This window comes from Paraburkholderia sprentiae WSM5005, from assembly GCF_001865575.2.
Taxonomy (GTDB): domain Bacteria; phylum Pseudomonadota; class Gammaproteobacteria; order Burkholderiales; family Burkholderiaceae; genus Paraburkholderia; species Paraburkholderia sprentiae.
Map to the genome: position 1 here is coordinate 3,577,423 of NZ_CP017561.2, position 23,050 is coordinate 3,600,472.

Consider the following 23,050-nt stretch of genomic DNA (forward strand, 5'->3'; position numbering starts at 1 on the left):
TTTCGATGAGGTCCCGTGGCGCAGAGCCTTCGCTCAGTCGCCGGCGAGCTTCCACTTGCCGTCGGCGATCTGCACCATCACGCGCGCCCGTTGATCCAGGCCTGCGTGGTCGTGCGCGCTCATGTTGACGATGCCGTGCGACGCGGGCAGATCTTTCGTGCTTTCGAGCGCGGCGCGCAGCGCCTCGCGAAATGCTGGCGTGCCCGGCTGGCCCTTCTTCAACGCGAGCGGGATCGCATGCTGCAACAGTAGACCCGCGTCCCATGCGTGACCTCCAAACGTCGACACCGAGCCGGCGCCATACGCGATTTCATACGCGTGCTTGTACGCGAGCGCGCTCTTCTTCACCGGATTCGCATCAGGCAGTTGCTCAGCGACCAGCAGCGGGCCGGCGGGCAGCCACGTGGCTTCGCAATCCTTGCCGCACACGCGCAGGAAGTCGTTGTTCGCGACGCCGTGCGTCTGGTAGTACTTGCCTTTATAGCCGCGCTCTTTCAGCGTTTTTTGCGGCAGCGCCGCTGGCGTGCCGGCACCGGCGATCAGCACCGCGTCCGGGTTCTGCGACATCATCTTCAGCACCTGGCCTGTGACCGATGCGTCGTTGCGCGCGAAGCGCTCGTTCGCGACGATCTTGATCTTCGCGAGATCAGCGGCCTTGCTGAATTCCTTGAACCAGCTCTCGCCGTACGCGTCGGAAAAGCCGATGAACGCGACCGATTTCACGCCGTGATTGGCCATATGCTGCGCAATCGCGGTAGCCATCAGGATGTCGTTTTGCGGCGTCTTGAAGACCCATGCGCGCTTCGTATCCATCGGCTCGACGATGCCCGCGGCCGCGGCCAGCGAGATCATCGGCGTGGAAGTTTCGGCGGCGATGTCGATCATGGCGAGCGAGTTCGGCACGACGGTCGAACCGATCAGCGCATCGACGTGGTCTTCGCTAGTGAGCTTGCGGGCGTTCTTGACCGCCTGGGTGGAATCGGTTGCGTCGTCGAGAACGATGTAATCGATCCTTTGGCCTGCCACTTCTTTCGGCAGCAACGCAATCGTGTTCTTTTCCGGAATGCCGAGCGAAGCGGCCGGCCCTGTTGCCGACACGGTAACGCCGATTTTCACGTCCGCGAATGCATGGCCGCTCCACGCGGCCGAAACTCCAGTGGCGACTAATGCCGCGCTGATCCAACGCAATGCCGACTTCATCCTGCTCCTCTATTAGCCCCGTTATTTAATGCAATAAGATCCACGGATTTGATTGCCAACCCAGTGGTCGGTGAATAGCGAGTTTATCGGACGCAAGTGCGGTGTCGCAAGCGATTCGCAGGCTTCTGACGTTGACATGCCGCGGCTTACGCACAATAAAAAATGGCTCGCGAAATAACCGGGACATTGCGCCGGACAAGGTTCAAAAAACAATAAAAAAAGCGCTGTTGGATATCAATCCAACAGCGCTTTCTTCTGGGCACTGAGTGCCTCAATTGTCTCCTCGTTCTCCACCTGCAAATTCGTGGTGCATCAGAACTGCATGAAGATTAAACGACCACCTAAGCAGTAACAACTAGCAATTACCCTAGTGGTGCACTGCGGCACCCGATTGGGGCGCGCTCGGTCCATTTCGTCACATTGTTTGCCGCGGCTTCGCTCAATTGCTTGATTCGGCGCGCTTTCAGCGCGAGGTCCAACTAGATCGGATACCGAAGCAATGGCGTACCGCACTGCATCAAGTTCGCGACCTCGCGGGCGGGATCGAGCGGCCTATCTCAGGCCCGCAACGGCCGCACTCGCGCGACGATCTCACCGACGATGCCACGCCGGAACGCCAGCACACACGCGATAAAAATCAGGCCCGTGACGATCGTCACCGACTCACCCAGCGAGCGGAACCAGTCGATGCCGGTCATCGACGCGAGCGCCGAGCCGATATCGCCGAGCCTGTCTTCGAGCGACACGATCAGCGCGGCCCCGAGCAATGGGCCGAACAGCGTGCCCATGCCGCCCACCAGCGTCATCAGGATCACGAGTCCGGACATTGTCCAATAGGCATCGCTGAGTGTTTCGAAGCCCTGCACCAGCACCTTCAGCGAACCCGCGAGACCCGCGATGCCGGCCGACAAAATGAATGCGAGCAGCTTGAAACGATCAGTGTCATAGCCGAGCGATACCGCGCGGGGCTCGTTTTCCTTGATCGCGACGAGCACCTGCCCGAACGGCGAATGCACGATCCGCACGATCAGCAGGAAAGCCGCGACGATCACCGCGAGCACGACGAAATACAGCGCGACGTCCGAAGAGAGATCGAGCACGCCGAACAGCTTGCCGCGCGGCACCCCTTGCAGGCCGTCTTCCCCGTGCGTGAACGGCGTCTGCAAGAACACGAAGTAGACCATCTGCGCGAGCGCGAGCGTCACCATCGCGAAGTAGATACCCTGACGGCGGATCGCGAAGAAGCCGACGACGAGTCCAAGCAGCGTCGCCGCCGCGGTGCCGCTCAGCACGCCGAGCTCCGGCGAAAAGCCGAGCGTCTGCATCGCATAGCCGGTCACGTAACCGGCCGACGCGAGAAACATCGCATGACCGAAGGACAGCAAGCCCGTATAGCCGATCAGCAGATTGAAGGCGCCCGCGAACAGCGCGAAGCACAGCACCTTCATCACGAAGAGCGGATAGATGCCGAGCACCGGCACCGCGAGCAGCACGATCAGCAGCAGACCGTAGAGCACTTTTCTCTGCATCATTTTTCCCTGCCGAAAAGACCCGCCGGACGCACGAGCAGCACGAGCGCCATGATCACGAAGACGACGGTCGCCGACGCTTCGGGGTAGAACACCCGCGTGAGTCCCTCGACGACGCCGAGCATCAGGCCGGTCAGAATCGAGCCCATGATCGAGCCCATCCCGCCGATCACGACCACTGCGAACACGGTGATGATCATTGACTGGCCCATCAGCGGCGAGACCTGAATCACCGGCGCGGCAAGCACGCCGGCAAACGCCGCGAGCGCGACGCCGAAGCCGTAGGTCAGCGTAATCATCAGCGGCACGTTGACGCCGAACGCCTCGACGAGCTTCGGATTTTCGGTGCCCGCGCGCAGGTACGCGCCAAGCCGCGTCTTCTCGATCACGAACCAGGTCGCAAAGCACACGACGAGCGACGCAACGACCACCCACGCGCGATAGTTCGGCAGATACATGAAGCCGAGATTGGTCGCGCCCGACAGCACCGAGGGCACGTCGTACGGCTGACCCGACGAGCCGTAGATCGAATGGAACACGCCTTCGATCACGAGAGTGAGGCCAAACGTCAGCAACAGGCCATACAGATGATCGAGCTTGTACAGCCAGCGCAGCATCGAGCGCTCGATCACGACGCCGACCAGCCCGACGATCAGCGGCGCGAGCACGAGCATCGCCCAGTACGGCAGATTGAAATACGACAGCCCCATCCACGCGAGCATCGCCCCGAGCATGAACAGCGCGCCATGCGCGAAGTTGATCACGTTGAGCAGGCCGAAAATAATCGCCAGCCCGAGGCTCAAAATCGCGTAGAACGAGCCGTTCACGAGCCCGAGCAGAAGCTGGCTCAGCATCGCCGGTAGCGGAACGCCAAAGATGTCCATTGAAGCCCTTAGCCCTTCAAGCCATCGTCAAGGTGAGATCGGTGACGCACGATCCGGCCGGCACGCGACGAGCGGCGACGCTGCTCATCACGTGCGGCATCTGAAACGGTTCGCCGCCAGCGCGTGCCCCTGCACCGCCGGCGGTTCTCTCAGGTCTGCGCGGTCCTCGACCGCTTACTGCGCCGGCGCTTACTTCCACAGCGCGCAGCGGGTCTGCGCCTTGGTCGTGAAGACCTGATCGCCCGGAATCGTCGCAGTGATCTTGTAGTAATCCCACGGCTCCTTCGATTCGGCCGGCGTCTTCACCTGCATCAGGTACATGTCGTGGATCATGCTGCCGTCCTGACGGATGTAGCCCTTCGCGTAGAAGTCGTCGATCTTCGTCTTGTGCAACTGCGCCATCACCTTGTCCGGATCGGTCGAGCCCACCGCCTGCACCGCCTTCAGATAGTTCATCGTCGCCGAGTAGTCGGCAGCCTGCAGGCTCGACGGCATCTTCTTCATCTTGTCGAAGTAGCGCTGCGACCACTTACGCGTCTCGGCGTCCTTGTTCCAGTACCAGCTGTCGGTCAACACGAGACCTTGCGTCGTTTCAAGACCGAGGCTGTGCACGTCGTCGATGAACATCAGCAGCGCGGCGAGCTTCATCGTCTTGGTGATGCCGAATTCCTTCGCGGCCTTGATCGCGTTGATCGTGTCGCCGCCCGCGTTCGCGAGGCCGAGGATCTGCGCCTTCGACGCCTGCGCCTGCAGCAGGAACGACGAGAAGTCCGACGCCGACAGCGGATGACGCACCGCGCCGAGCACCTGGCCGCCGTTCGCCTTCACGACCTCCGAGGTCGCTTTTTCGAGCGCCTTGCCGAAAGCGTAGTCGGCGGTCAGGAAGTACCAGGTCTTGCCGCCCTGCTTCGTCACGGCCGAGCCTGTGCCGTTCGCGAGCGCGGTCGTGTCGTAGGCGTAGTGGATCGTGTACGGCGTGCATTGCTCGTTGGTCAACGTATCGGCGCCGGCGCCGACGCTGATATAGATCTTGTGCTTCTCGCCCGCGACGGTGTTCGTCGACAGCGCGGTCGCCGAGTTCGTGCCGCCGACCACCATGTCGACGCCGTCGCGGTCGAACCATTCGCGAGCCCGCGACGCCGCGATGTCCGCCTTGTTCTGGTGATCCGCGTACAGCACCGTGATCGGCTTACCGTTGACCTTGCCGCCGAAGTCGGCGACCGCCATCCGAATCGCTTCGAGACCGCCCTGCCCGTCGATATCCGCGTACAGCCCCGACATATCAGTAATGAAGCCGATCTTCACGGCATCGTCGGCCGCTTGCGCGCTGCCCAGCGTGAGCGCGGTGCCGGCGGCGACCGCGAAACAGAGTGAGGCAAGCCGCGCGAGTGGGTTCTTTTTCATGCGTGTCTCCTGGTTCTTCGTTTGTGGTTATCAGAGGCAGTCGGGCGTGTGTGTCCGCATCTACACGCCCAGTAAATCGTGTAGCACCGGCATCTTGCCTTCGAGCTCGCTCGCCCCGAAACGCTCGACGATCATGCCGTGCTCCATCACATAGAAACGATCCGCGAGCGGCGCGGCGAAACGGAAGTTCTGCTCGACCATCACGATCGTATAGCCGCGCGCCCTCAGCGTGACGATCATGCGCGCGAGCGCCTGAACGATCACGGGCGCGAGCCCTTCCGAGATTTCGTCGAGCAGCAGCAGATTCGCGCCGGTACGCAGAATCCGCGCGACCGCGAGCATCTGCTGTTCGCCGCCTGAGAGGCGCGTGCCCTGACTCATGCGCCGCTCACGCAGATTCGGGAACATCGCGTAGATTTCCTCGAGCGACATCATGTGCGCCTTGTCGCCGACGGGCGGCGGCAGCAGCAGATTTTCCTCGCACGACAGGCTCGAAAAAATGCCGCGCTCTTCCGGGCAATAGCCGATACCGCAATGCGCGATGCGATGCGTGGGCAGGCCGATCGTTTCGCGTCCGTCGATACGGATCGAGCCGGTACGGCGGCCCGTGAGGCCCATGATCGCGCGCAGCGTCGTGGTGCGGCCCGCGCCATTGCGGCCGAGCAGCGTCACGACTTCGCCGCGGCCGACCGACAGATCGACGCCGTGCAGAATGTGGGATTCCCCGTACCAGGCTTGCAGTCCCGCGATTTCCAGCGCGGGTGCGCCGCTTTTCGTTTCGTTCGCTTCGAGGCCTTCGCGCTCGACCGTCGTATTCATGCGTGGGCTCCGGCGAGCGCCGCGTCGGCGCTGCCCATGTAGGCTTGCATCACGAGCGGATTCTTCGACACTTCCGCGTAGCTGCCCTCGGCGAGCACTTCACCCCGTTGCAGCACGGTGATGGTGTCGGAGATACCGGCGATCACATTCATGTTGTGCTCGACCATCAGGATCGTGCGGCCCGCCGATACTTTTTTGATCAGCGCGGTCACGCGGTCGACGTCCTCATGACCCATGCCTTGCGTCGGCTCGTCGAGCAGCATCAGCTCCGGTTCCATTGCGAGCGTGGTCGCGATTTCGAGCGCGCGCTTGCGGCCGTATGCAAGCTCGACCGTCAATACATCGGCGAAATCGGTCAGGCCGACCTGGGTCAGCAGATCCATTGCGCGATCGTTCAGACGCCGCAAAGTACGTTCGCTCTTCCAGAAGTGAAACGCGGTGCCGAGCGAGCGCTGCAACCCGATTCGCACATTCTGCAATGCTGTCAGATGCGGAAACACCGCGGAAATCTGGAACGAACGAATGATGCCGCGCCGCGCGATCTGCGCGGGACGTTCGCCGGTGATATCGACGCCGTTGAAAACGATCTGGCCCGCGGTGGGCTCGAGAAATTTGGTGAGCAGGTTGAAGCAGGTGGTCTTGCCCGCTCCGTTGGGGCCGATCAGCGCATGGATCGAGCCACGGCGCACGCGCAGGTTCACCCCGTTCACGGCGACAAAGCCTTTGAACTCACGGGTGAGGCCCCGCGTTTCGAGAATCGTATCGCCGAGAATCATGTTCCCTTCCATACGGAGTAAGGCGAAGCATTACGATCTTTCCGCGCGAAGCTCTGCGCGACTTGTTATTTTGGCGGCACCCCTTGGCGCTCCTTGGCGTGCTGCACCATTCCGGACCGTAGTCCACGGCGTGGCACGCAGCATGGCTGCCATTGTCGCGCCAATGATGCAGCGCAATCATTGGGATTTGCACTTAGTGAAGGAGGCCCGCGCCGTGCGCGTCTAACGCGCGTTGACACGCGTCGCGTGCGCGGCGCAAAACATGAGCAATGTGGTCACGCAGATGTCACACAGCCGACATCGACGCGGCAACTCCCGTTTGCGCGGCCATGCTGCCGCCCACGCGCGCGCGACGATCCTCGCGGATCATGTCGCTCGCGCGCTCGGCGATCATCAACGTCGGCGAATTGGTGTTGCCCGAGGTGATGTTGGGCATCACCGATGCATCGACGACGCGCAAGCCCTCGACTCCGATTACGCGTAGCCGGTTGTCGACGACCGCGGCGGGATCGTCGGTCGTGCCCATGCGGCATGTGCCGACCGGATGGAAGATCGTCGTGCCGACCGCGCCCGCGGCCTGCTGCAATTCTTCTTCGCTCTGGTACTGCGGACCGGGCAGGATCTCCCGCGGCTGATAGCGCGCGAGCGCGGGTGCCGCGACGATGCGACGCGTGAGACGCAGCGCGTTCGCGGCAACGTGCCGGTCGTACTCAGTCGACAGATAATTCGGCGCGATCAACGGTGGCGCAGCAGCATCGGCCGACGCGATATGAATGCTGCCGCGCGACGTGGGGCGCAACTGACACACGGAAGCCGTGAACGCATTGAAGCGATGCAGCGGTTCGCCGAAGCGATCGAGCGACAAAGGCTGCACGTGATACTCGAGATCGGGTCGCGTCAACGAGCGATCGTCGGCGTCGGACTTCGCGAACGCGCCGAGTTGCGACGGCGACATCGACATCGGTCCGCTCTGAAACAACGCGTACCGCATGCCGATCATCAGCTTGCCCCACCAGTGTGCAGACATCGTATTGAGCGTGCGCACGCCTTGCACCTGATAGGCCATGCGCAACTGCAGATGGTCCTGCAGGTTTTCGCCGACGCCGCGCAGGTCCTGAACGATCTCGATGCCGAGATCACGCAGACGCGCACCATTGCCGACACCGGACAACTCGAGCAGTTGCGGCGAGTTGACCGCGCCTGCACAAACGATCACTTCGCAACGCGCTTTGGCGAGATAGTCAACGTCGCCGCCGCGATATTCGACACCGGTGCAGCGGCGGCCGTCGAACACGACGCGCTGCGTGTGGGCACCGGTGATCACCGTGAGATTGCCGCGCTTCAACGCGGGCCGCAAAAAAGCCTTCGACGCGTTCCAGCGAATGCCGCGCTTCTGATTGACATCGAAGTAGCCGACACCCGTGTTGTCGCCGCGATTGAAATCGTCGGTGGAAGGAATGCCGATTTGCTGCGCGGCTTGCGCGAACTCTTCGAGAATCTTCCATTTGAGGCGCTGCTTTTCGACCCGCCACGGTCCGCCCGCGCCGTGTGCTTCATTGGCGCCGCCGTGGTGATCTTCGCTGCGCCTGAAGACGGGCAGCACCGCGTTCCAGGACCACGTGCTGTCGTTCGTCACGCGCGCCCACTCGTCGTAGTCTTCGCGCTGCCCGCGCATATAGATCATGCCGTTGATCGACGAACTGCCGCCGAGCACGCGCCCACGCGGATACGACAGCGCGCGGCCGTTCAGACCGGGCTCGGCTTGGGTCTTGTACAGCCAGTCCGTGCGCGGATTGCCAATGCAGTAGAGGTAGCCGACCGGCACGTGAATCCAGTGATAGTCGTCCTTGCCGCCGGCTTCGAGCAGCAGCACCTGGATGTCGGGATCTTCGGTGAGCCGGTTGGCCAGCACGCAGCCCGCGGTGCCCGCGCCGACAATGATGTAGTCGAACTCGCCTTCGAGCCGCCGTGCGGCGCGAGGCGTACTGTCGGTATGGCTCATCGTTCAGTCTCCTAATCGTTCTCGCGGCGCGCTTTTATTTTTTGCTGGCGCGCGCGCCGACTTGATGTCGCAAAGCCCTCCGCTTATTTGGCAACCGGCATCGTGAATTCGGCGCCCTTCGCGATGCTGTCGGGCCACCGCTGCATGATGCTCTTGTAGCGCGTGTAGAACCGCACGCCTTCTTCGCCGTACGCGTGGTGATCGCCGAACAGCGACTTTTTCCACCCGCCGAACGAATGCCAGGCCATCGGCACCGGAATCGGCACGTTGATGCCGACCATGCCGATCTCGATCTGCCGCGAAAACGCGCGCGCAATGCCGCCGTCGGACGTAAACAGCGACACGCCGTTCGCAAACTGATTCGCGTTGATCAACTCGACCGCGGAGGCAAAGTCAGGCACGCGCACGACGCACAGCACCGGCCCGAAAATCTCCTCGCGGTAGATCTTCATGTCGGGCGACACGTCGTCGAACAGCGTACCGCCGAGGAAAAAGCCGTTCTCGTGCCCAGCGACCTGATGACCGCGCCCATCGACGACGAGCTTCGCGCCCGCGGCGACGCCGGCGTCGATATAGCCGAGCACCTTGTCGCGATGCGCGCCTGTGACGAGCGGCCCCATCTCGGCTGCCGCTTCCATGCCGTTGAGGATCTTCAGGCTCTTCACGCGCGGCGTCAGACGCTCGATCAGCTCATCAGCGATATGCCCCACCGCGACCGCCACCGAAATCGCCATGCAGCGCTCGCCGGCCGAGCCGTAGGCGGCGCCGATCAGTGCGTCGACGGCCTGATCGAGATCGGCGTCGGGCATCACGACGAGGTGATTCTTGGCACCGCCCAACGCCTGCACGCGCTTGCCGTGCTTCGTGCCTTCGGTGTAGATGTATTCGGCGATCGGCGTGGAGCCGACGAACGACAGCGCGCTCACTTCCGGATGCACGAGCAGCGCATCGACCGCGACCTTGTCGCCATGTACGACGTTGAACACGCCGTTCGGCAGGCCCGCTTCCTTCAGCAATTCGGCGAGCCGGTTCGACACGGACGGGTCGCGTTCGGACGGCTTCAGCACAAAGGTGTTGCCGCACGCGAGCGCGATGGGGAACATCCAGCACGGCACCATCATCGGGAAATTGAACGGCGTGATGCCCGCGACCACGCCGAGCGGCTGCCGCAGATTCCAGTTGTCGATGCCGCCGCCGATCTGATCGGTGAAATCGGTCTTCAGCAGGTTCGGGATACCGCACGCGAATTCGACGACCTCGATGCCGCGCATCACCTCGCCCTTCGCGTCGGAAAACACTTTGCCGTGCTCGCGCGTGATCAGCTCGGCGAGCTCGTCGTGGTGACGGTCGAGCAATTCCTTGAACTTGAACAGCACCCGCGCGCGTTTGATCGGCGCGGTTTCGCTCCATGCTGGAAACGCGGCTTTGGCGGCCGCGACCGCGGCGTCCACCTCGGCGACGCTCGCGAGCGGCACGCGCGTGCTGACGCTGCCGAGTGCCGGATTGAAGACGTCGCCAAAGCGGCCGCTCGTGCCCTCGATGGTCTTGCCGTTGATGAAATGGCTCAGTGTGCGTGCGCTCGCCGCGCTGCGTGTGGCTTCGTCCTGCGCGGTTGCGTCGGGATATGTCTCGCTCATCTCGTTCCTCTTTCTGTGAAGTTCTTCCGCTTTGCGCCTCGATGCCGCGCGCACCAGCGTGCTGAACGCCAAGCGTACGGCGCGGAGGGGCGACAAATCCAATGAGTAATGCTCAATTGCGCTATAAGCCGCGTTAATATCAGGATATGGATCTGACTCTGCTCAGGGCGTTCGTCACCGTCGCGCGCGAGGGCAACCTCACGCGTGCCGCGGCGCAACTGCATCTGACCCAGCCTGCCGTCAGCCTGCAAATCAAACACTTGCAGGAGACGCTCGGCGTGATGCTGTTCACGCGGACTTCGCACGGGCTCGCGCTGACGCGCGACGGCCAGGCGTTGCTGCCGCACGCCGAACGCGCGCTCGGCGCGGCAGCCGACGTACAACGGGCAGCGCAATCGCTGCGCCAGGAAGTGCGCGGGCGCTTGCGCATCGGCACGATTCTCGACCCGGAATTTTTGCGCCTTGGCGGTTTCCTGAAGCAGCTCGTCGAAACCTGGCCGCACATCGAAACCGCGCTTCGCCATGGCATGTCAGGATGGGTGCGCGAACAGATTCGCGCGGGCGAACTCGACGTCGGCTATTACATTGGCCTGCCGTCCGACGACGACACGCGCGACGGAGCCGCGTTCCACGCGGTCACGCTCACGCATTTCCAGTATCGCGTGCTCGCCCCGGCAGGCTGGAAAGATCGTGTGAAGGGTGCGCGCGACTGGCGCTCACTCGCGGCATTCCCGTGGATCTGGACGCCGCCGGCGTCCGCGCACAACCGCCTGCTGTCGCGTTGTTTCGGCGAGGCGGGTGTGAAGCCGGTCAAGGTGGCGGAGGTGGATCAGGAGCCGTCGATGCTCGATCTCGTCAAGTCGGGTGTCGGTCTCACGCTTGCGCGCGACGCGACCGCGATCGCCGAGGCGCACGCGCACGCGCTGACGATCGTCGATGGCATCACGGTGCCGACGCAGCTGAGCTTCATCACGCTCGACGAGCGTAAGGACGAGCCGGCGATCGCGGCGGCGTTGAAGCTGATCGAACAACAGTGGGCGATCTGAGCCGGGACGGTCCGACTCGGGCGGCGATATGAGCCGCGCTAATGCCGTTTCACTTAGCCGCCGCGCCGAAAAGGTGCGGTCACGGAGAGTTTGTTAGATTGTTGGTTTGCGCCCGCGCAGCGGCCTCGCACCGCTTTCGGTTTACTCCGCCCCAAAACAGGAGCCTGACATGGCACGCAACATCGAAATCAAAGCACGCGCCAAGCATTTCGAACAACTGCGCGAACGCGCCGCGCAACTCGCGACGGACGCGCCGCTGATCTTTCGCCAGCAGGACTTTTTCTACGACGTGCCGCGCGGCCGCCTGAAGCTGCGCCAGTTCGACGACGGCACGCCGGCCGAACTGATCTTCTACCAGCGCGACGACCGCGACGGCCCGAAGGCGTCGTACTACACGCGCAGCCCGGTCACGAATCCCGAAGCGATGCATGCGCTGCTCGCGACCGCGCTGACGACGCGCGGCATCGTCTCGAAGGAGCGGCAGGTGTATCTGAGCGGGCGCACGCGGATTCATCTGGATCGCGTCGACGGTCTCGGCGATTTCGTCGAACTTGAAGTGGTGCTCGCGCAGGACGACGACGAAGAAGGCGGCCACGCCGAAGCACACGCGATGTTCGAAAGCCTCGGCGTCTGCGAAGCGGATCTCGTGCCGGTCGCCTATGTCGACCTGCTGAATGCCATATACGAGCCGAAGCAGGTGGCCTAAAAATCGCGTGCCAATCGGGCCGCGGCACGCCATGCGCGGCTTCGTTTTTCCGTCAGGCGGCAGCGCCGGCGTCAGTCTCGAACTCTCGAACCGTCAACCCGCCGCCGCCCCGGGCGCCAGATGCCCCAGCGGCAATGGTCCATTGCGCTTGAATGTGGTCAGCACGATGTTCGAGCGCACGCTATCGACGCCCGGCACGCGCATCAACTTCTTCATCACGAAGGTCGACAGGTAATTCAGATCCGGCGCGACGATGCGCAGCAGATAGTCGGCATCGCCGACGACCGCATGACATTCGAGCACTTCGGGCAGCATGTCGAGCTGCTGCTGAAACTGCTCGATGATCGAATCGCCGTGATGTTTCAGCTTCAGGCTCGTGAAAGCAGTGACGCCGAGCCCAAGCTTCTCGGGCCGCAGCACGACGCGATAGCCATCCACCACCCCGACTTGTTCCAGCCGCTGCAAGCGCCGCCCGATCTGCGACGGCGACAGCGGCACCTGCTCGGCCAACTGTTGATGCGTGGCACGGCCAAAGCGCTGCAGCACGTCGAGCAGCGCGAGATCGAAGTGATCGAGTTCGAGCATGTATAGGTCACGCATTAATTGGCGGATTAATGCACGATTGTTGCATATTCAGCGTTGACGTCGTTGGCGCGGACAACGAGCGGTGCGCAACCGTGAAAAAATAACGATGCGTCCGCCAGCCGGCGAACGTGTTCGACGAGCGAGGTAACACCATGATTCAGAAACTGACTTCCGACGAACGCCTGCAGCAATTGGCGAAGCTGAATCGCTGGGAAAGCGTGGCGGAGCGTGACGCGATTCGCCGCACCTTCGAATTCGCCGACTTCAACGAGGCGTTCGGCTTCATGACGCGCGTCGCGATCAAGGCGCAGCAGATGGACCACCATCCGGAGTGGTTCAACGCGTATAACAAGGTCGACATCACATTGTCGACGCATGAGGCGAACGGCGTGACCGAGCGCGATATCGCGCTTGCCGCATTCATCGACAGTATTACTGTGTAATACAAAACATTATTGGGCTTTTGCGCGTGTTTATACCGAACTTGCGGCGCAATTTGGCCGCAATGAAAGGCGAATGCAGGCTATCCCTGGGTAAACCTTCAGTTCGACAGGCTATTATTAAGTTGAACGTAAGCTTCCCACGCCTGCTTTGCAATCGGGTCGAAACGATCCAGTGATAGCGACTGCTGACGCTGTACAATCAGCAGCGCATACGGCTTGGAGAGCGCGCTTGCCTCCTTGCACAGAACGAGTTCGTCGCCGCTCGAAGGTGAGCGGGCGCGCCAGAAGTTGATCGCGGCTTCCAGTTCGTGAATGCTGATCTCGGACATGACTTCGTGATGGCTAGCAGGGCGCTTCGAATCGGCTCGACAGCTGCTTCGCGGGGCGTTAGCCGCCGCTTCACACGCGGCCTGTGCAGCAGGCGCCCCGGCGAACCGCTTGCCCAAACGCCTAAACCCATTGTACTTGAGCGAAATCCATGCGACTCCTTCTGATCGAAGATGACCGCCCCATCGCACGCGGCATCCAAAGCAGTCTCGAACAAGCCGGCTTCACCGTCGACATGGTCCATGACGGCATTTTTGCCGAGCAGGCCCTCACGCAAAACCGCCACGAACTCGTGATCCTCGATCTCGGTCTGCCGGGCATCGACGGCATGACGCTGCTGTCGCGTTTCCGCCAGAGCAATCGCCACACGCCGGTGATCATCTTGACCGCGCGCGACGAACTGAACGACCGCGTACAAGGCCTGAACTCGGGCGCCGACGACTACATGCTGAAGCCGTTCGAACCGGCCGAGCTCGAAGCGCGCATTCGCGCGGTGATGCGCCGCAGCGGCCCGCATGGCGACATGCCGCGCCCTGAAGTGTCGCTGGGTGGCGTACGGTTGTCGGGCGTCGACCGCCGCATCTTCAACGACGACAAACCGCTCGAACTGTCGCCGCGTGAATTCGCGGTGCTCGAAATGCTGCTGCTGCGTCACGGCCGCGTCGTCAGCAAGGCGCAACTGCAGGATCACCTGACGCACTTCGGCGGCGATCTCGGCGATACCGCGATCGAAGTCTACGTGCACCGCGTGCGCAAGAAACTCGAGAATTGCCGTGTCGAAATCGTCACCGTGCGTGGCTTTGGCTATCTGTTGCAGGAAATCCGCCAGGCCGCATAATCGTCGTGAAGGCCGCGTGTCGGGTCGCGGTCTGACGGCGCCGGACCGGCGCCGCGCAGCCGCTGCGCCCGCTGCGCGTTGTGCCGGCATCCGGACTGTCTCCAGGCGCTTCGCGCCGTTGCCGCCGCCGTTGCCACCTCAGTTGCCACCTTCCCGCGCGTACGATCATGCACCAGCCGGCCGCCAATAGTCTGCGCCGCACGCTGCTGCGGCGCCTCGCTGCTCCGCTGTCGCTGCTCGCGCTGATGAGCGGCCTGATCGCTTACTGGCTCGCCTGGCAGTACACGCAGCACGTGGTCGACCGTTCGCTCGCTGACCTCGCGACCGCAATCTCCAAACAGATCCAGATTGCCGGACCGGAAGCGCCGATCACGGTGCCGCCGCTCGCGCAGGCGATGTTCTCCGACCCGGTCGAACATCTGGTCTACCGGATCAGCACCGGCGATGCCGAAATCGCCGGCGACAGCAATCTGCCGCTGCAAGGCGTCAACGTGCGCCGCATGCACTATGCGTACGTGTTCGAGACGCAGCACGAAGGCGTGACCGTGCGGGTCGCGCAGGTGCGGGTCGACCAACCGAGCGGCAATCCGATCGTCGTCGAAGTCGGCCAGCCCGTGCATCACCGCTTTCGCATCGCCGCCGAGTTCCTGGTCGCGATCATGATGCCGCTATTGCTGTTGCTGCTGGCCGGCTGGGTGATCGTGTGGCGGGTCGTCAATCAGCAGCTCAATCCGCTGACCGCACTCGCCGATTCGCTGAACCGGCAGACGCATACGTCGCTCGAACCCGTCGACGAAACCTATGTGCCGGTCGAAATCCGTCCCCTGACGGGCGCGCTGAACGCGCTGCTCGATCGTCTGAAAGCCGCCCTCGATGCGCAACGCAAATTCATCGCCGATGCCGCGCATCAGCTGCGCACGCCGCTCACCGCCGTCAAGCTGCATGCGGAGCAAGCGGTCGTCTCGCGCGATCCGCAGCAGACGCTCGCCGCCGTGCGCGAACTGCGCGCCGCGGCCGATCGCGCCGTGCGGCTGTCCAATCAGTTGCTGTCGCTCGCACGCGCCGAGCCCGGTGAACAGGTGGCCCGATTCGTCAATGTGGACATGGCCGCACTGGCATTCGATACCGGCGCCGAATGGGTGCCGCGCGCACTTCGCGTACACGTGGATCTCGGCTTCCAGCGCCTCGACGATCCGTCGAACGATGATCCGTTGATGGCGCGCGGCAACCCGGTGCTGCTGCACGAAGTACTCGCAAATCTGCTCGATAACGCATTGAAGTATGTGCCGCCCTCGCGCGCGGACGGCGGGCGTATCACGGTGACGGTTTCGCAGACGCTGGTCGACGATCTGCGCATGGCCGAGATCGTCGTCGAAGACAACGGGCCAGGCGTGCCGCGTTCGCAGCAGGCGGATCTGTTCAAGCGATTTTTTCGCGGCGACGGGCAGACCGAGGCGGGCGTCGACAGCGGCGCGGGTCTGGGCCTCGCGATCGTCCACGACATCATGGTGCTGCATCACGGCAGCGTGCATTACGAGGATGCGCCGGAGGGCGGCGCACGCTTTATCGTGAGAATTCCGTTGCTGCCCCCGGGTGCGACCGCTGGCGCCGCCAGCGATACCGACGCGCGGCGCACCACCAGTAAACCGGCACACTCGGCACCGGTGGATCTGTAGCGATGTGAAGGTTTGCCGGGTTGCCGCGACCGCGCTCGGCTGCGCGCTTCGGTCAGCGCAGACCGCTAACGCAGCGCGCCGGGCCGCGACTCATTTCTTCTTCGATTTCTTCGTCGGCTTGCTCGACTTCTCCGCCTTGCCGGCGTCTTTGCCCGACTTGCCGCCGCCTTTGCCCTTCTGCGGCGGCGCCAGCATCGTCCCGCGGCACTTTCGCGCGCCGCAGCGGCATTCGTATTCTTTTTTCAGCTTTTTCGTCTGACGCGCGTCGATCACGAGGCCGTAGTCATAAAAGACTTCCTCGCCCTCCGCGATATCGCGCAGCGCATGCACATACACGTGCCCGTCGATTTCCTCGGCTTCGCAGTTCGGCGCGCATGAATGGTTGATCCAGCGCGCGCTGTTGCCGTTCACCTTGCCGTCGATGACCTTGCCGTTATCCAGCGCGAAATAAAAAGTGTGATTCGGTTCCGCCGGATTGTGCGGATGACGGCGCAACGCTTCTTTCCAGGTAATCCGCTCGCCCTTGTATTCGACTAGCCGCTCGCCTGCCGCGATCGGTTCGAGAGCAAACACGCCTTTGCCGTGCACACCCGAACGGCGCACGGCGATCCTGCGTGAATTCATTGAATGAATCCTTGTGAAGAACTGGGGAATGAAGTCTGGCAATCGTCAGGCGCGTCCTGAGCGCCGCTTTTTCTGACGCGAATAGCAAACGCGGCGCCCTGCGAGCGCCGCGTCGACTTGCGACGCGCATCGCGCCACAACCGGCATCCTACACGGTGTGGACGGCTTCGTTCAACCGTCGGCCGATGCGTTTGTTCAGCGTGCGACGCGCGTCACCGTTGACCGAACGTGATGTCGCCGAACAGCGCTTTCTGCTCACGCGGTTGCGAACGCCAGTACTGCGGCGGCGCTTCGACGGTCGCCCCGAGTTGAGCGGCGGCATGCCACGGCCAGCGCGGGTTATAGAGCAGCGCGCGAGCCAGCGCGATCAGATCGGCATCGCCCGCCTCGATCAACTGCTCCGCGTGCAGCGGATCGGTGATGAGCCCGACGCCGATCGTCGTAAGGCCAGTCGCATGCTTGACTGCCTTCGCGAACGGAATCTGATAGCCCGGCTCGAGCGGGATTTTCTGCAACGGCGACACCCCGCCCGACGACACGTCGATCCAGTCGCAGCCGCGCTTTTCCAGTTCGTGCGCAAATGCGATCGTGTCGTCGAGCGTCCAGCCGCCTTCGACCCAGTCCGTCGCCGAGACGCGCACGCCGACCGGTTTATCAGCGGGGAACGCAGCCCGCACGATGTCGAAGATTTCGAGTGGAAAACGCATGCGATTTTCGAGCGAGCCGCCGTAGTCGTCGGTCCGCTGATTCGCGATCGGCGACAGGAACTGATGCAGCAGATAGCCATGCGCGGCATGCACTTCGAGCGCATCGATGCCAAGACGCGCGGCGCGACGCGCGGATGCGGCGAACGCCTCGCGAATCCGGTTCAGGCCGGCGACATCGAGCGCGAGCGGCGGCTCCTCCCCCGCCTTGTGCGGCAGCGCCGACGGCGCATGCGGCAGCCACCCGCGTTGCGACACCGGAATGAGCTGGCCGCCTTGCCACGGTACGTCGCTCGATGCCTTGCGGCCCGCGTGCGCCAGTTGCATCGTCACGTTGATATGCGAATGCTTGCGGATCGCGGCCAGCACCGGCAAGAGCGCCTCTTCTGTCGCGTCGTCCCACAAACCGAGATCGCCAGGCGTGATGCGCCCGTCCGGCTCGACGGCGGTCGCTTCGATGCACAGCATGCCCGCACCGGACAGCGCGAGACTGCCAAGATGGATTACGTGCCACGCTGTCGCTTCGCCGCGTTCGGCGGAGTACTGGCACATCGGGGAGACGACGATACGATTGGGAAGCGTCACGCTACGCAGCGTGAGCGGAGAGAAAAGCGCGCTCATGGATTATGCCCAGTCAAAGCCCGAGAGCGATCGAGCATAGCACTGCACGCGGTTTACTGCATGAAGGTGGCAGCCGGTTGGCCGCCTGCGTCGCGACTCGGCTAGCGATTCAAAATTTCGCGTCGACCTGATCGAGCCATTCGCCGAACATGCGGCACGCGGCGGCTTCGAGCGCAGCACCGTATCGAGCACTGTCGGCGCGCAACTGACGCGCGTCGATGCCGTGGCCGGCCAGTTCGTTCGCATTCCCGATCAGCCAGGGCTCGAACCGATCGCTGCGGACTTCGGGATGACACTGCAATCCCAGCACGTGGTCGCCCCATGCGAAGGCCTGATTCTCGCAAGCCGGAGTCGATGCAAGACGGGTCGCGCTGGCGGGCAAATCGAAGGTATCGCCATGCCAATGCAGCATCGACGTGTGAGCGCCATCGAGATGACGCAGCGGCGAGACGCGGCCGGCATCGGTCAGCGTGAGCGGCGCCCAGCCAAGTTCGGCCCGAGCCGCAGGATAGACGCGCGCACCGAGCGCTCGCGCAATCAGCTGTGCGCCGAGGCAGATGCCGAGCGTCGGCAGGCCGGCCGCGATGCGCTTTTCGATCAACGACAACAGCGGTGCGAGCGTCGGATACAGCGCGTCGTCGGTGGCGCTGATCGGGCCGCCGAGGACCACCATCAGCGACGCGCCTACCGGATCGGGCGCCTCGATACGGGCGACGCCCACATCCAGATAACGAACCGGACGCCCGCGCTCGCCGAGCACGAGCTCGAGACTGCCCAGATCCTCGAAGTGCACATGGCGGATGGCGAGTACTTCGCGATTCATCGGCCTGCCCTATCTTCAGGTTAACTAACAACTTGCCGCCAACGACACTATCCTTGCACGGCGCCAGCCGGCAAGCACGCGGCGCATCCCGCCGGCCGCGGCCGGCCAAGCCATGTTAGCGGATTGTCCCGGACGCCGCCGCGTTATTGGACGAAGATCTTCCAGGTCTTCTTCTGGGTCGCCACGTCCGCGGTTTCGTGCACGGAGCAGTCGAGACGCAGATCGGTGTCCGACATGTTCAGGTCGAGCAGCGCGCAGTGATGCGGGGCCTTCTTCGGATTTTTGCTCGGCTGGAAATGCGTGCAGCTCAGGCACATACGATGCGACGGAATCGTGTTGTGCGCTTCAAGCTGATAGATGGTCTTGAGCAGCGTGCGATACAACACCGACTGCTCGTCGTCGCGCAGCGCGCCGACCGCCTTGGACAGGAAGTCCGGCCATTGCGCGGCGCGTTTCGCAGCGGTGCGCCCACGCGAGGTCAAGCGTACTGCGAGCGCACGACCGTCGTCGAGCGCGCGACGCTTTTCGACGAGGCCTTTGGTCTCGAGCGTGCTGACCGCATCGCTGGTGGTCGCGGCGGTGAGCGCCGTTTCACGCGCGATTTCGCCGAGCCGCATCGGCCCCTTACGTTGCATCAGCAGCACGAGGATTTCGCCCTGGGTCGGCGTGAGGCCCGCGCCTTCCGCCCATTCCCAAGCCTGGCTTCGCATCGCCGTGCTCAATCGCAAGAGGCTGTGGGTCACTCGCCCGGTCGCCTGTTCTCCGTATACGCCTTCGCTCATAATCGATTCGTGTATTTACTGCTTTGGTGCGATGCCGGCGGCTGCCTGCCGGAATACGCCCGTTGCGTGTGTGGGGTCGCTTCGTCCAACTGCGGATGAAGCCGTTTGGACTATCTCAAAAATATACCGCCTTGGGAGCCGAAGGCGGCGAAAACGACATTCTATGCGAGAGCGGCAAATCGTACAGCTAACTTGTCCGACGAGAGCTGTGGATAAGCAGGGGAAAACGTTTGGACAGCCTGTGCACCGTTTTGCAACAAGCACTTGCAGCGCGTTGAACGTTTCCTCGGTTATGGTTGCCGGGCGTGACTGGGCCCGTTTGACGGGCCCAGTTATGGTTTCCGCAGCGCGTTGACTTTGCTGGAAAATATTCAGTTGTCCACAGCCATTGGCGCTACCTGCTTTCGGCTCCTACGCAGGTATACGTAACCTTCTGGGAAACCTGAAGGGTTGCGCGCGCGGAAAATCATAAAAATTTTCTTACGAAAAAAAACCCGCACGCGGCGGGTTTCAACGGAACGGCGCGCAGGCACTGCACGCAAACGGCTTTTATGGCGTCTTTGCGACTAGGCACGCCACTGCAGACACTGCTGGCGTACCACTTCATGCAAGGATTTTTCCTGGGCAAACACGCTGCGCAGCCATGTCGCGTCGTTGACCTGACCGCGCGCGATCGCGCCGACTTCAGCCAGCGCGTTGACCGAACCGAGCGCTTGCGCATGCGGTTTGATCTGCTCGAGCGTTTCGAGAATATCTTCGGAAATCGTCTTGCGTTCACCGGTTTGCGGATTGATGCAGGTGCCGCCGAGGCCGAAGCGGCAGGCTTCGAAACGGTTGAACGTGTAGACCAGATAGTCGTCTTCGTGCGGCATGATCGGCTTATCGAGCAGCAGATGACGCGCGAGCGTCTGGATGTAGCAGGCGATCGCCGCGGCGCGATCCACCGAAAACGGCGTATCCATCACCCGGACCTCGATCGTGCCGAAACCCGGCTTCGGGCGGATATCCCAATAGAAATCCTTCATGCTGTTGACGACGCCCGTGTGGACCATCTTCGAAAAATACTCCTCGAAGCTGTCCCACGTGAGCACGAACGGCGCGCGGCCCGACAGCGGAAACGCGAACACCGAATTCAGTCGTGCCGAATGGAATCCGGTGTCGACGCCCTGTACGAAAGGCGACGACGCGGACAGCGCGATGAAATGCGGAATGAAGCGCGACATCGAATGAAGCAGATAGAGCGCGCTGTTCGGATTCGGACAACCGATGTGTACGTGCTGGCCGAACACGGTGAACTGCTTCGCGAGATAGCCGTACAGTTCGGAAAGATACTGAAAGCGTGGCGTATCGACGATCTGCCGCTCGCTCCATTGCTGAAAAGCATGGGTGCCGCCGCCACACAGACCGACGTTCAGATGATCGGCGGCGGAAACCAGCGTGTCGCGAATCTTGCGCAGATCGGCGACCGCCTGTTCGTGCGACGTGCAGATGCCGGTCGACAGCTCGATCATGCTTTCGGTGATTTCCGGCGTGATATTGCCGGGGATTTTTTCGTCCTTGATTAGGCGCAGCAGATCCGTGCCGGCTTTGGTCAGATCATAGTCGTGCGTATTGACGATCTGCATTTCGAGCTCGATACCGAACGTGAACGGTTTCGAATCGATGAAGGGTTCGAGTGACATGGCGTCCCCTGGGTCAGGTCGTTTGAGGCGATGGTATTGAAAAGACGGGTTCGCGAAACGCGCGTCGCAGCCGACGCGCATTTCGCGCTTACTGCTCGCGCCGCTCGGCGACGACCGCGAGGCTGCGATAAACGAGCCATGGCCCGAGAATCTGCAGCACGAAAATGGAACACATGACGATCGCGCGCAATTGCGGATCGAAATTCGGGTACAGGTTATACGTGTCGTCGACGAGCAGGTACGCGAGCGCCGACATCGGTGACAACGACAGGCCGAGCGCGACGCCCTGCTTCCAGTTCAGGCCGCTCGGCTTCGCGAACGCAAGCACGCCGACCAGCTTCGCGACGAGGCGAGCAACGATCAGACCCAGCGCCGCGACGCCGCCCAACGCGATGTGCTTCCATTCGAACGACGTCAGCGTCAGCACGAACAGGATCACCGTCAGCAGCCAGCCCGCGGTGCCGAAATGCTGTGGCCACAATTGCGGACGCGCTTCATGGTTCTTCACGATGATGCCCGCGGCGAGCAGCGCGAGAATCGTCGACAGCTTGAACAGATGCGCGATCGCGATCGCAAGCAGCACGAGACCGAACAGTGCCACGAACGAATGCTCGTCCTGCATGTTCAGGCGCCGATAGAAGAATGTGCAGGTGCGCGCCAGCAGATACGCGAGCACGAGCGAGCCGACCAGCAGGTACAACGGCTGCAGGATCGTCGCGAACACGTTGCCGTAAACCTCCTGATGCAGCCAGCTCGACACGAGCTTTTCGATCACGACCGCGTACATGCTGTTCAGCGCGGTTAAGGTCAGAAGACGTTGCGTGACCTGGCCTTCGGCGCGCAGTTCGGTCTTGAGCTGGATCACCATCGCCGGCGATGTCGCCATCGCGATCGCGGCGAGTACGGTCGCGACCATCAGCGGCACGTGCAGAAACAACAGCACGGGCAGGACCATCACGAAAGTCAGCGTCGCTTCGGCGACGCTCGACAGGATCAGCCACGGATTACGGCGGATCCAGCGCAGATCCAGCCGGCTGCCCAGTTCGAACAGCAACAGACCCAGCGCGACGTCGAGCAGCGGCCGCGCGGCGCTCGCTGAATCAGCGTCGATCACGCCAAAGCCGGCCGCGCCGGCCACGAGACCGATCACGGCGTAGCCGGAAATGCGCGGCAAACGCCACGCGCGATAGCAAAGCTCGCCGCATAGACCGGCGGCAAGCAATGCGAGACCCGCCCAGAAAATGGCGTCGGGTGAAAGCGGCCACGCTGGCAGGAACGAAAACGCCGAATTCATCGTAATGGGTTCTCCTTGGCGGCAACGGCAGACGACACGAACCGGCGCACACGCACGCCGTGGCACGAGCGAAACGCGAGCGCTCGATGTCGCAAGCGCTTCGCGAAGTCCGCGTTGCGAGGTTTCAATGATCGGATGATCGGAATGCGCCGCGGCCGCGAAGAACCGCACGGAGTCCGGCACATTCGCGGGATGCGGCTAGCAACAGGCACGGTGAAGGAACGTCGTCGACTTTGAATCAGATTCTGTTTGACCGGCACCGTTCCATTGCGGCGCGTGCCGCCGGATGCGTGGCACGACGCGGAAAAGAACGGGGATTGTGCCATAGCTTTTTCCGCGTCGACCGAAAAGACGTTAACTCACCGGCAAAACGGTAAAAACGTACGTTATTTTCGTAACGAGCGGAAAAAGCGACCTTTTTTCGATGCATCGCCCGGATTTCGACTACGTCGCGAACAGCGAATCGGACCGTCAGCGTTCCCATTCGCACAGCGCGTGCAGGGATCCGTTTACGCACCTTCGAACCGGATTTCAGCGAGCCGGAGCTGCGAGCGGTAGCCTTTGGCTTTGTTGTTTACTGGTTTACTGTATGTGTACGTAGTAACAGTTAACAAGCTGCCTCGGTTTCTGTGGATAACTCAGGTTTGC

21 protein-coding genes are annotated in these 23,050 nt (G+C 62.6%); 5 read left to right on the top strand and 16 right to left on the bottom strand.

Annotation, left to right across the window (positions count from 1 at the left end):
- Nucleotides 1-33: 33 nt before the first annotated feature.
- From BJG93_RS16380 to BJG93_RS16415, 8 genes are all read right to left on the bottom strand, one after another.
- Nucleotides 34-1,200 (bottom strand): ABC transporter substrate-binding protein, encoded by a 1,167-nt coding sequence (locus BJG93_RS16380; RefSeq protein ID WP_027199275.1) that lies wholly within the window; start codon nucleotides 1,198-1,200, stop codon nucleotides 34-36.
- A 557-nt stretch (nucleotides 1,201-1,757) separates the two neighbouring features.
- Nucleotides 1,758-2,729, bottom strand: a complete 972-nt coding sequence (locus tag BJG93_RS16385) for a branched-chain amino acid ABC transporter permease (protein ID WP_027199276.1) — start codon at nucleotides 2,727-2,729, stop codon at nucleotides 1,758-1,760.
- Entirely contained in the window at nucleotides 2,729-3,613 is an 885-nt protein-coding gene (locus BJG93_RS16390; protein ID WP_027199277.1) for a branched-chain amino acid ABC transporter permease, read from the bottom strand. Before BJG93_RS16390 ends, BJG93_RS16385 begins: the two co-directional genes overlap by 1 nt.
- Before the next feature lie 189 nt (nucleotides 3,614-3,802).
- Nucleotides 3,803-5,017 carry an ABC transporter substrate-binding protein gene (locus BJG93_RS16395; protein WP_027199278.1) on the bottom strand — a complete coding sequence of 405 codons (1,215 nt, stop codon included), beginning with the start codon at nucleotides 5,015-5,017 and terminating at the stop codon, nucleotides 3,803-3,805.
- Nucleotides 5,018-5,077: 60 nt separating this feature from the next.
- A complete protein-coding gene (locus BJG93_RS16400; protein WP_027199279.1) occupies nucleotides 5,078-5,836 on the bottom strand; it encodes an ABC transporter ATP-binding protein in 759 nt (252 codons plus the stop codon).
- Entirely contained in the window at nucleotides 5,833-6,612 is a 780-nt protein-coding gene (locus BJG93_RS16405; RefSeq protein ID WP_018418872.1) for an ABC transporter ATP-binding protein, read from the bottom strand. The genes BJG93_RS16400 and BJG93_RS16405 overlap by 4 nt, the downstream gene beginning before the upstream one ends.
- Before the next feature lie 286 nt (nucleotides 6,613-6,898).
- Nucleotides 6,899-8,614, bottom strand: a complete 1,716-nt coding sequence (locus BJG93_RS16410; RefSeq protein WP_027199280.1) for a GMC family oxidoreductase — start codon at nucleotides 8,612-8,614, stop codon at nucleotides 6,899-6,901.
- Nucleotides 8,615-8,697: 83 nt separating this feature from the next.
- Nucleotides 8,698-10,251 carry a CoA-acylating methylmalonate-semialdehyde dehydrogenase gene (locus BJG93_RS16415; protein ID WP_027199281.1) on the bottom strand — a complete coding sequence of 518 codons (1,554 nt, stop codon included), beginning with the start codon at nucleotides 10,249-10,251 and terminating at the stop codon, nucleotides 8,698-8,700.
- A 146-nt stretch (nucleotides 10,252-10,397) separates the two neighbouring features.
- On the opposite strand from BJG93_RS16415, the gene BJG93_RS16420 reads away from it, so the two are divergent.
- Together BJG93_RS16420 and BJG93_RS16425 are read left to right on the top strand one after the other, a co-directional pair.
- Nucleotides 10,398-11,297 carry a LysR family transcriptional regulator gene (locus BJG93_RS16420; protein ID WP_027199282.1) on the top strand — a complete coding sequence of 300 codons (900 nt, stop codon included), beginning with the start codon at nucleotides 10,398-10,400 and terminating at the stop codon, nucleotides 11,295-11,297.
- A gap of 169 nt (nucleotides 11,298-11,466) precedes the next feature.
- The gene (locus tag BJG93_RS16425) at nucleotides 11,467-12,003 is read left to right on the top strand and encodes a class IV adenylate cyclase (protein ID WP_027199283.1); all 537 of its coding nucleotides are present in this window, start codon (nucleotides 11,467-11,469) and stop codon (nucleotides 12,001-12,003) included.
- 93 nt (nucleotides 12,004-12,096) lie between these two features.
- Here BJG93_RS16425 and BJG93_RS16430 read toward each other — a convergent pair whose 3' ends face one another.
- Nucleotides 12,097-12,588, bottom strand: a complete 492-nt coding sequence (locus BJG93_RS16430; RefSeq protein ID WP_027199284.1) for an Lrp/AsnC family transcriptional regulator — start codon at nucleotides 12,586-12,588, stop codon at nucleotides 12,097-12,099.
- Nucleotides 12,589-12,740: 152 nt separating this feature from the next.
- Between BJG93_RS16430 and BJG93_RS16435 the strand changes: the two genes are divergently transcribed.
- The gene (locus tag BJG93_RS16435) at nucleotides 12,741-13,031 is read left to right on the top strand and encodes a 4a-hydroxytetrahydrobiopterin dehydratase (RefSeq protein ID WP_027199285.1); all 291 of its coding nucleotides are present in this window, start codon (nucleotides 12,741-12,743) and stop codon (nucleotides 13,029-13,031) included.
- Nucleotides 13,032-13,129: 98 nt separating this feature from the next.
- On the opposite strand, the gene BJG93_RS16440 is transcribed toward BJG93_RS16435, so the two are convergent.
- Nucleotides 13,130-13,360, bottom strand: a complete 231-nt coding sequence (locus BJG93_RS16440; RefSeq protein WP_027199286.1) for a DUF3717 domain-containing protein — start codon at nucleotides 13,358-13,360, stop codon at nucleotides 13,130-13,132.
- A gap of 149 nt (nucleotides 13,361-13,509) precedes the next feature.
- On the opposite strand from BJG93_RS16440, the gene BJG93_RS16445 reads away from it, so the two are divergent.
- Together BJG93_RS16445 and BJG93_RS16450 are read left to right on the top strand one after the other, a co-directional pair.
- Nucleotides 13,510-14,196: a response regulator gene (locus tag BJG93_RS16445; RefSeq protein WP_013090980.1), complete on the top strand. Its 687-nt coding sequence runs from the start codon at nucleotides 13,510-13,512 to the stop codon at nucleotides 14,194-14,196.
- Between the two features lie 167 nt (nucleotides 14,197-14,363).
- Complete coding sequence (locus BJG93_RS16450; RefSeq protein ID WP_027199287.1) at nucleotides 14,364-15,872, top strand: sensor histidine kinase; 1,509 nt, start codon at nucleotides 14,364-14,366, stop codon at nucleotides 15,870-15,872.
- Between the two features lie 90 nt (nucleotides 15,873-15,962).
- On the opposite strand, the gene BJG93_RS16455 is transcribed toward BJG93_RS16450, so the two are convergent.
- The 6 genes from BJG93_RS16455 to BJG93_RS16480 form a co-directional block, all read right to left on the bottom strand.
- Nucleotides 15,963-16,496: an SET domain-containing protein gene (locus tag BJG93_RS16455; protein ID WP_027199288.1), complete on the bottom strand. Its 534-nt coding sequence runs from the start codon at nucleotides 16,494-16,496 to the stop codon at nucleotides 15,963-15,965.
- A 212-nt stretch (nucleotides 16,497-16,708) separates the two neighbouring features.
- Nucleotides 16,709-17,821, bottom strand: coding sequence for an NADH:flavin oxidoreductase/NADH oxidase (locus tag BJG93_RS16460; RefSeq protein ID WP_027199289.1), 1,113 nt, complete (start codon nucleotides 17,819-17,821; stop codon nucleotides 16,709-16,711).
- 109 nt (nucleotides 17,822-17,930) lie between these two features.
- Nucleotides 17,931-18,644 carry a glutamine amidotransferase gene (locus tag BJG93_RS16465; RefSeq protein ID WP_027199290.1) on the bottom strand — a complete coding sequence of 238 codons (714 nt, stop codon included), beginning with the start codon at nucleotides 18,642-18,644 and terminating at the stop codon, nucleotides 17,931-17,933.
- A gap of 143 nt (nucleotides 18,645-18,787) precedes the next feature.
- On the bottom strand, nucleotides 18,788-19,426 hold the full coding sequence (locus BJG93_RS16470; protein ID WP_027199291.1) for a MarR family winged helix-turn-helix transcriptional regulator: 639 nt from the start codon (nucleotides 19,424-19,426) through the stop codon (nucleotides 18,788-18,790).
- A 566-nt stretch (nucleotides 19,427-19,992) separates the two neighbouring features.
- Nucleotides 19,993-21,108, bottom strand: a complete 1,116-nt coding sequence (locus BJG93_RS16475) for a YbdK family carboxylate-amine ligase (protein WP_027199292.1) — start codon at nucleotides 21,106-21,108, stop codon at nucleotides 19,993-19,995.
- 88 nt (nucleotides 21,109-21,196) lie between these two features.
- Nucleotides 21,197-22,402: a cation:proton antiporter gene (locus BJG93_RS16480; protein ID WP_027199293.1), complete on the bottom strand. Its 1,206-nt coding sequence runs from the start codon at nucleotides 22,400-22,402 to the stop codon at nucleotides 21,197-21,199.
- Nucleotides 22,403-23,050: the final 648 nt, after the last annotated feature.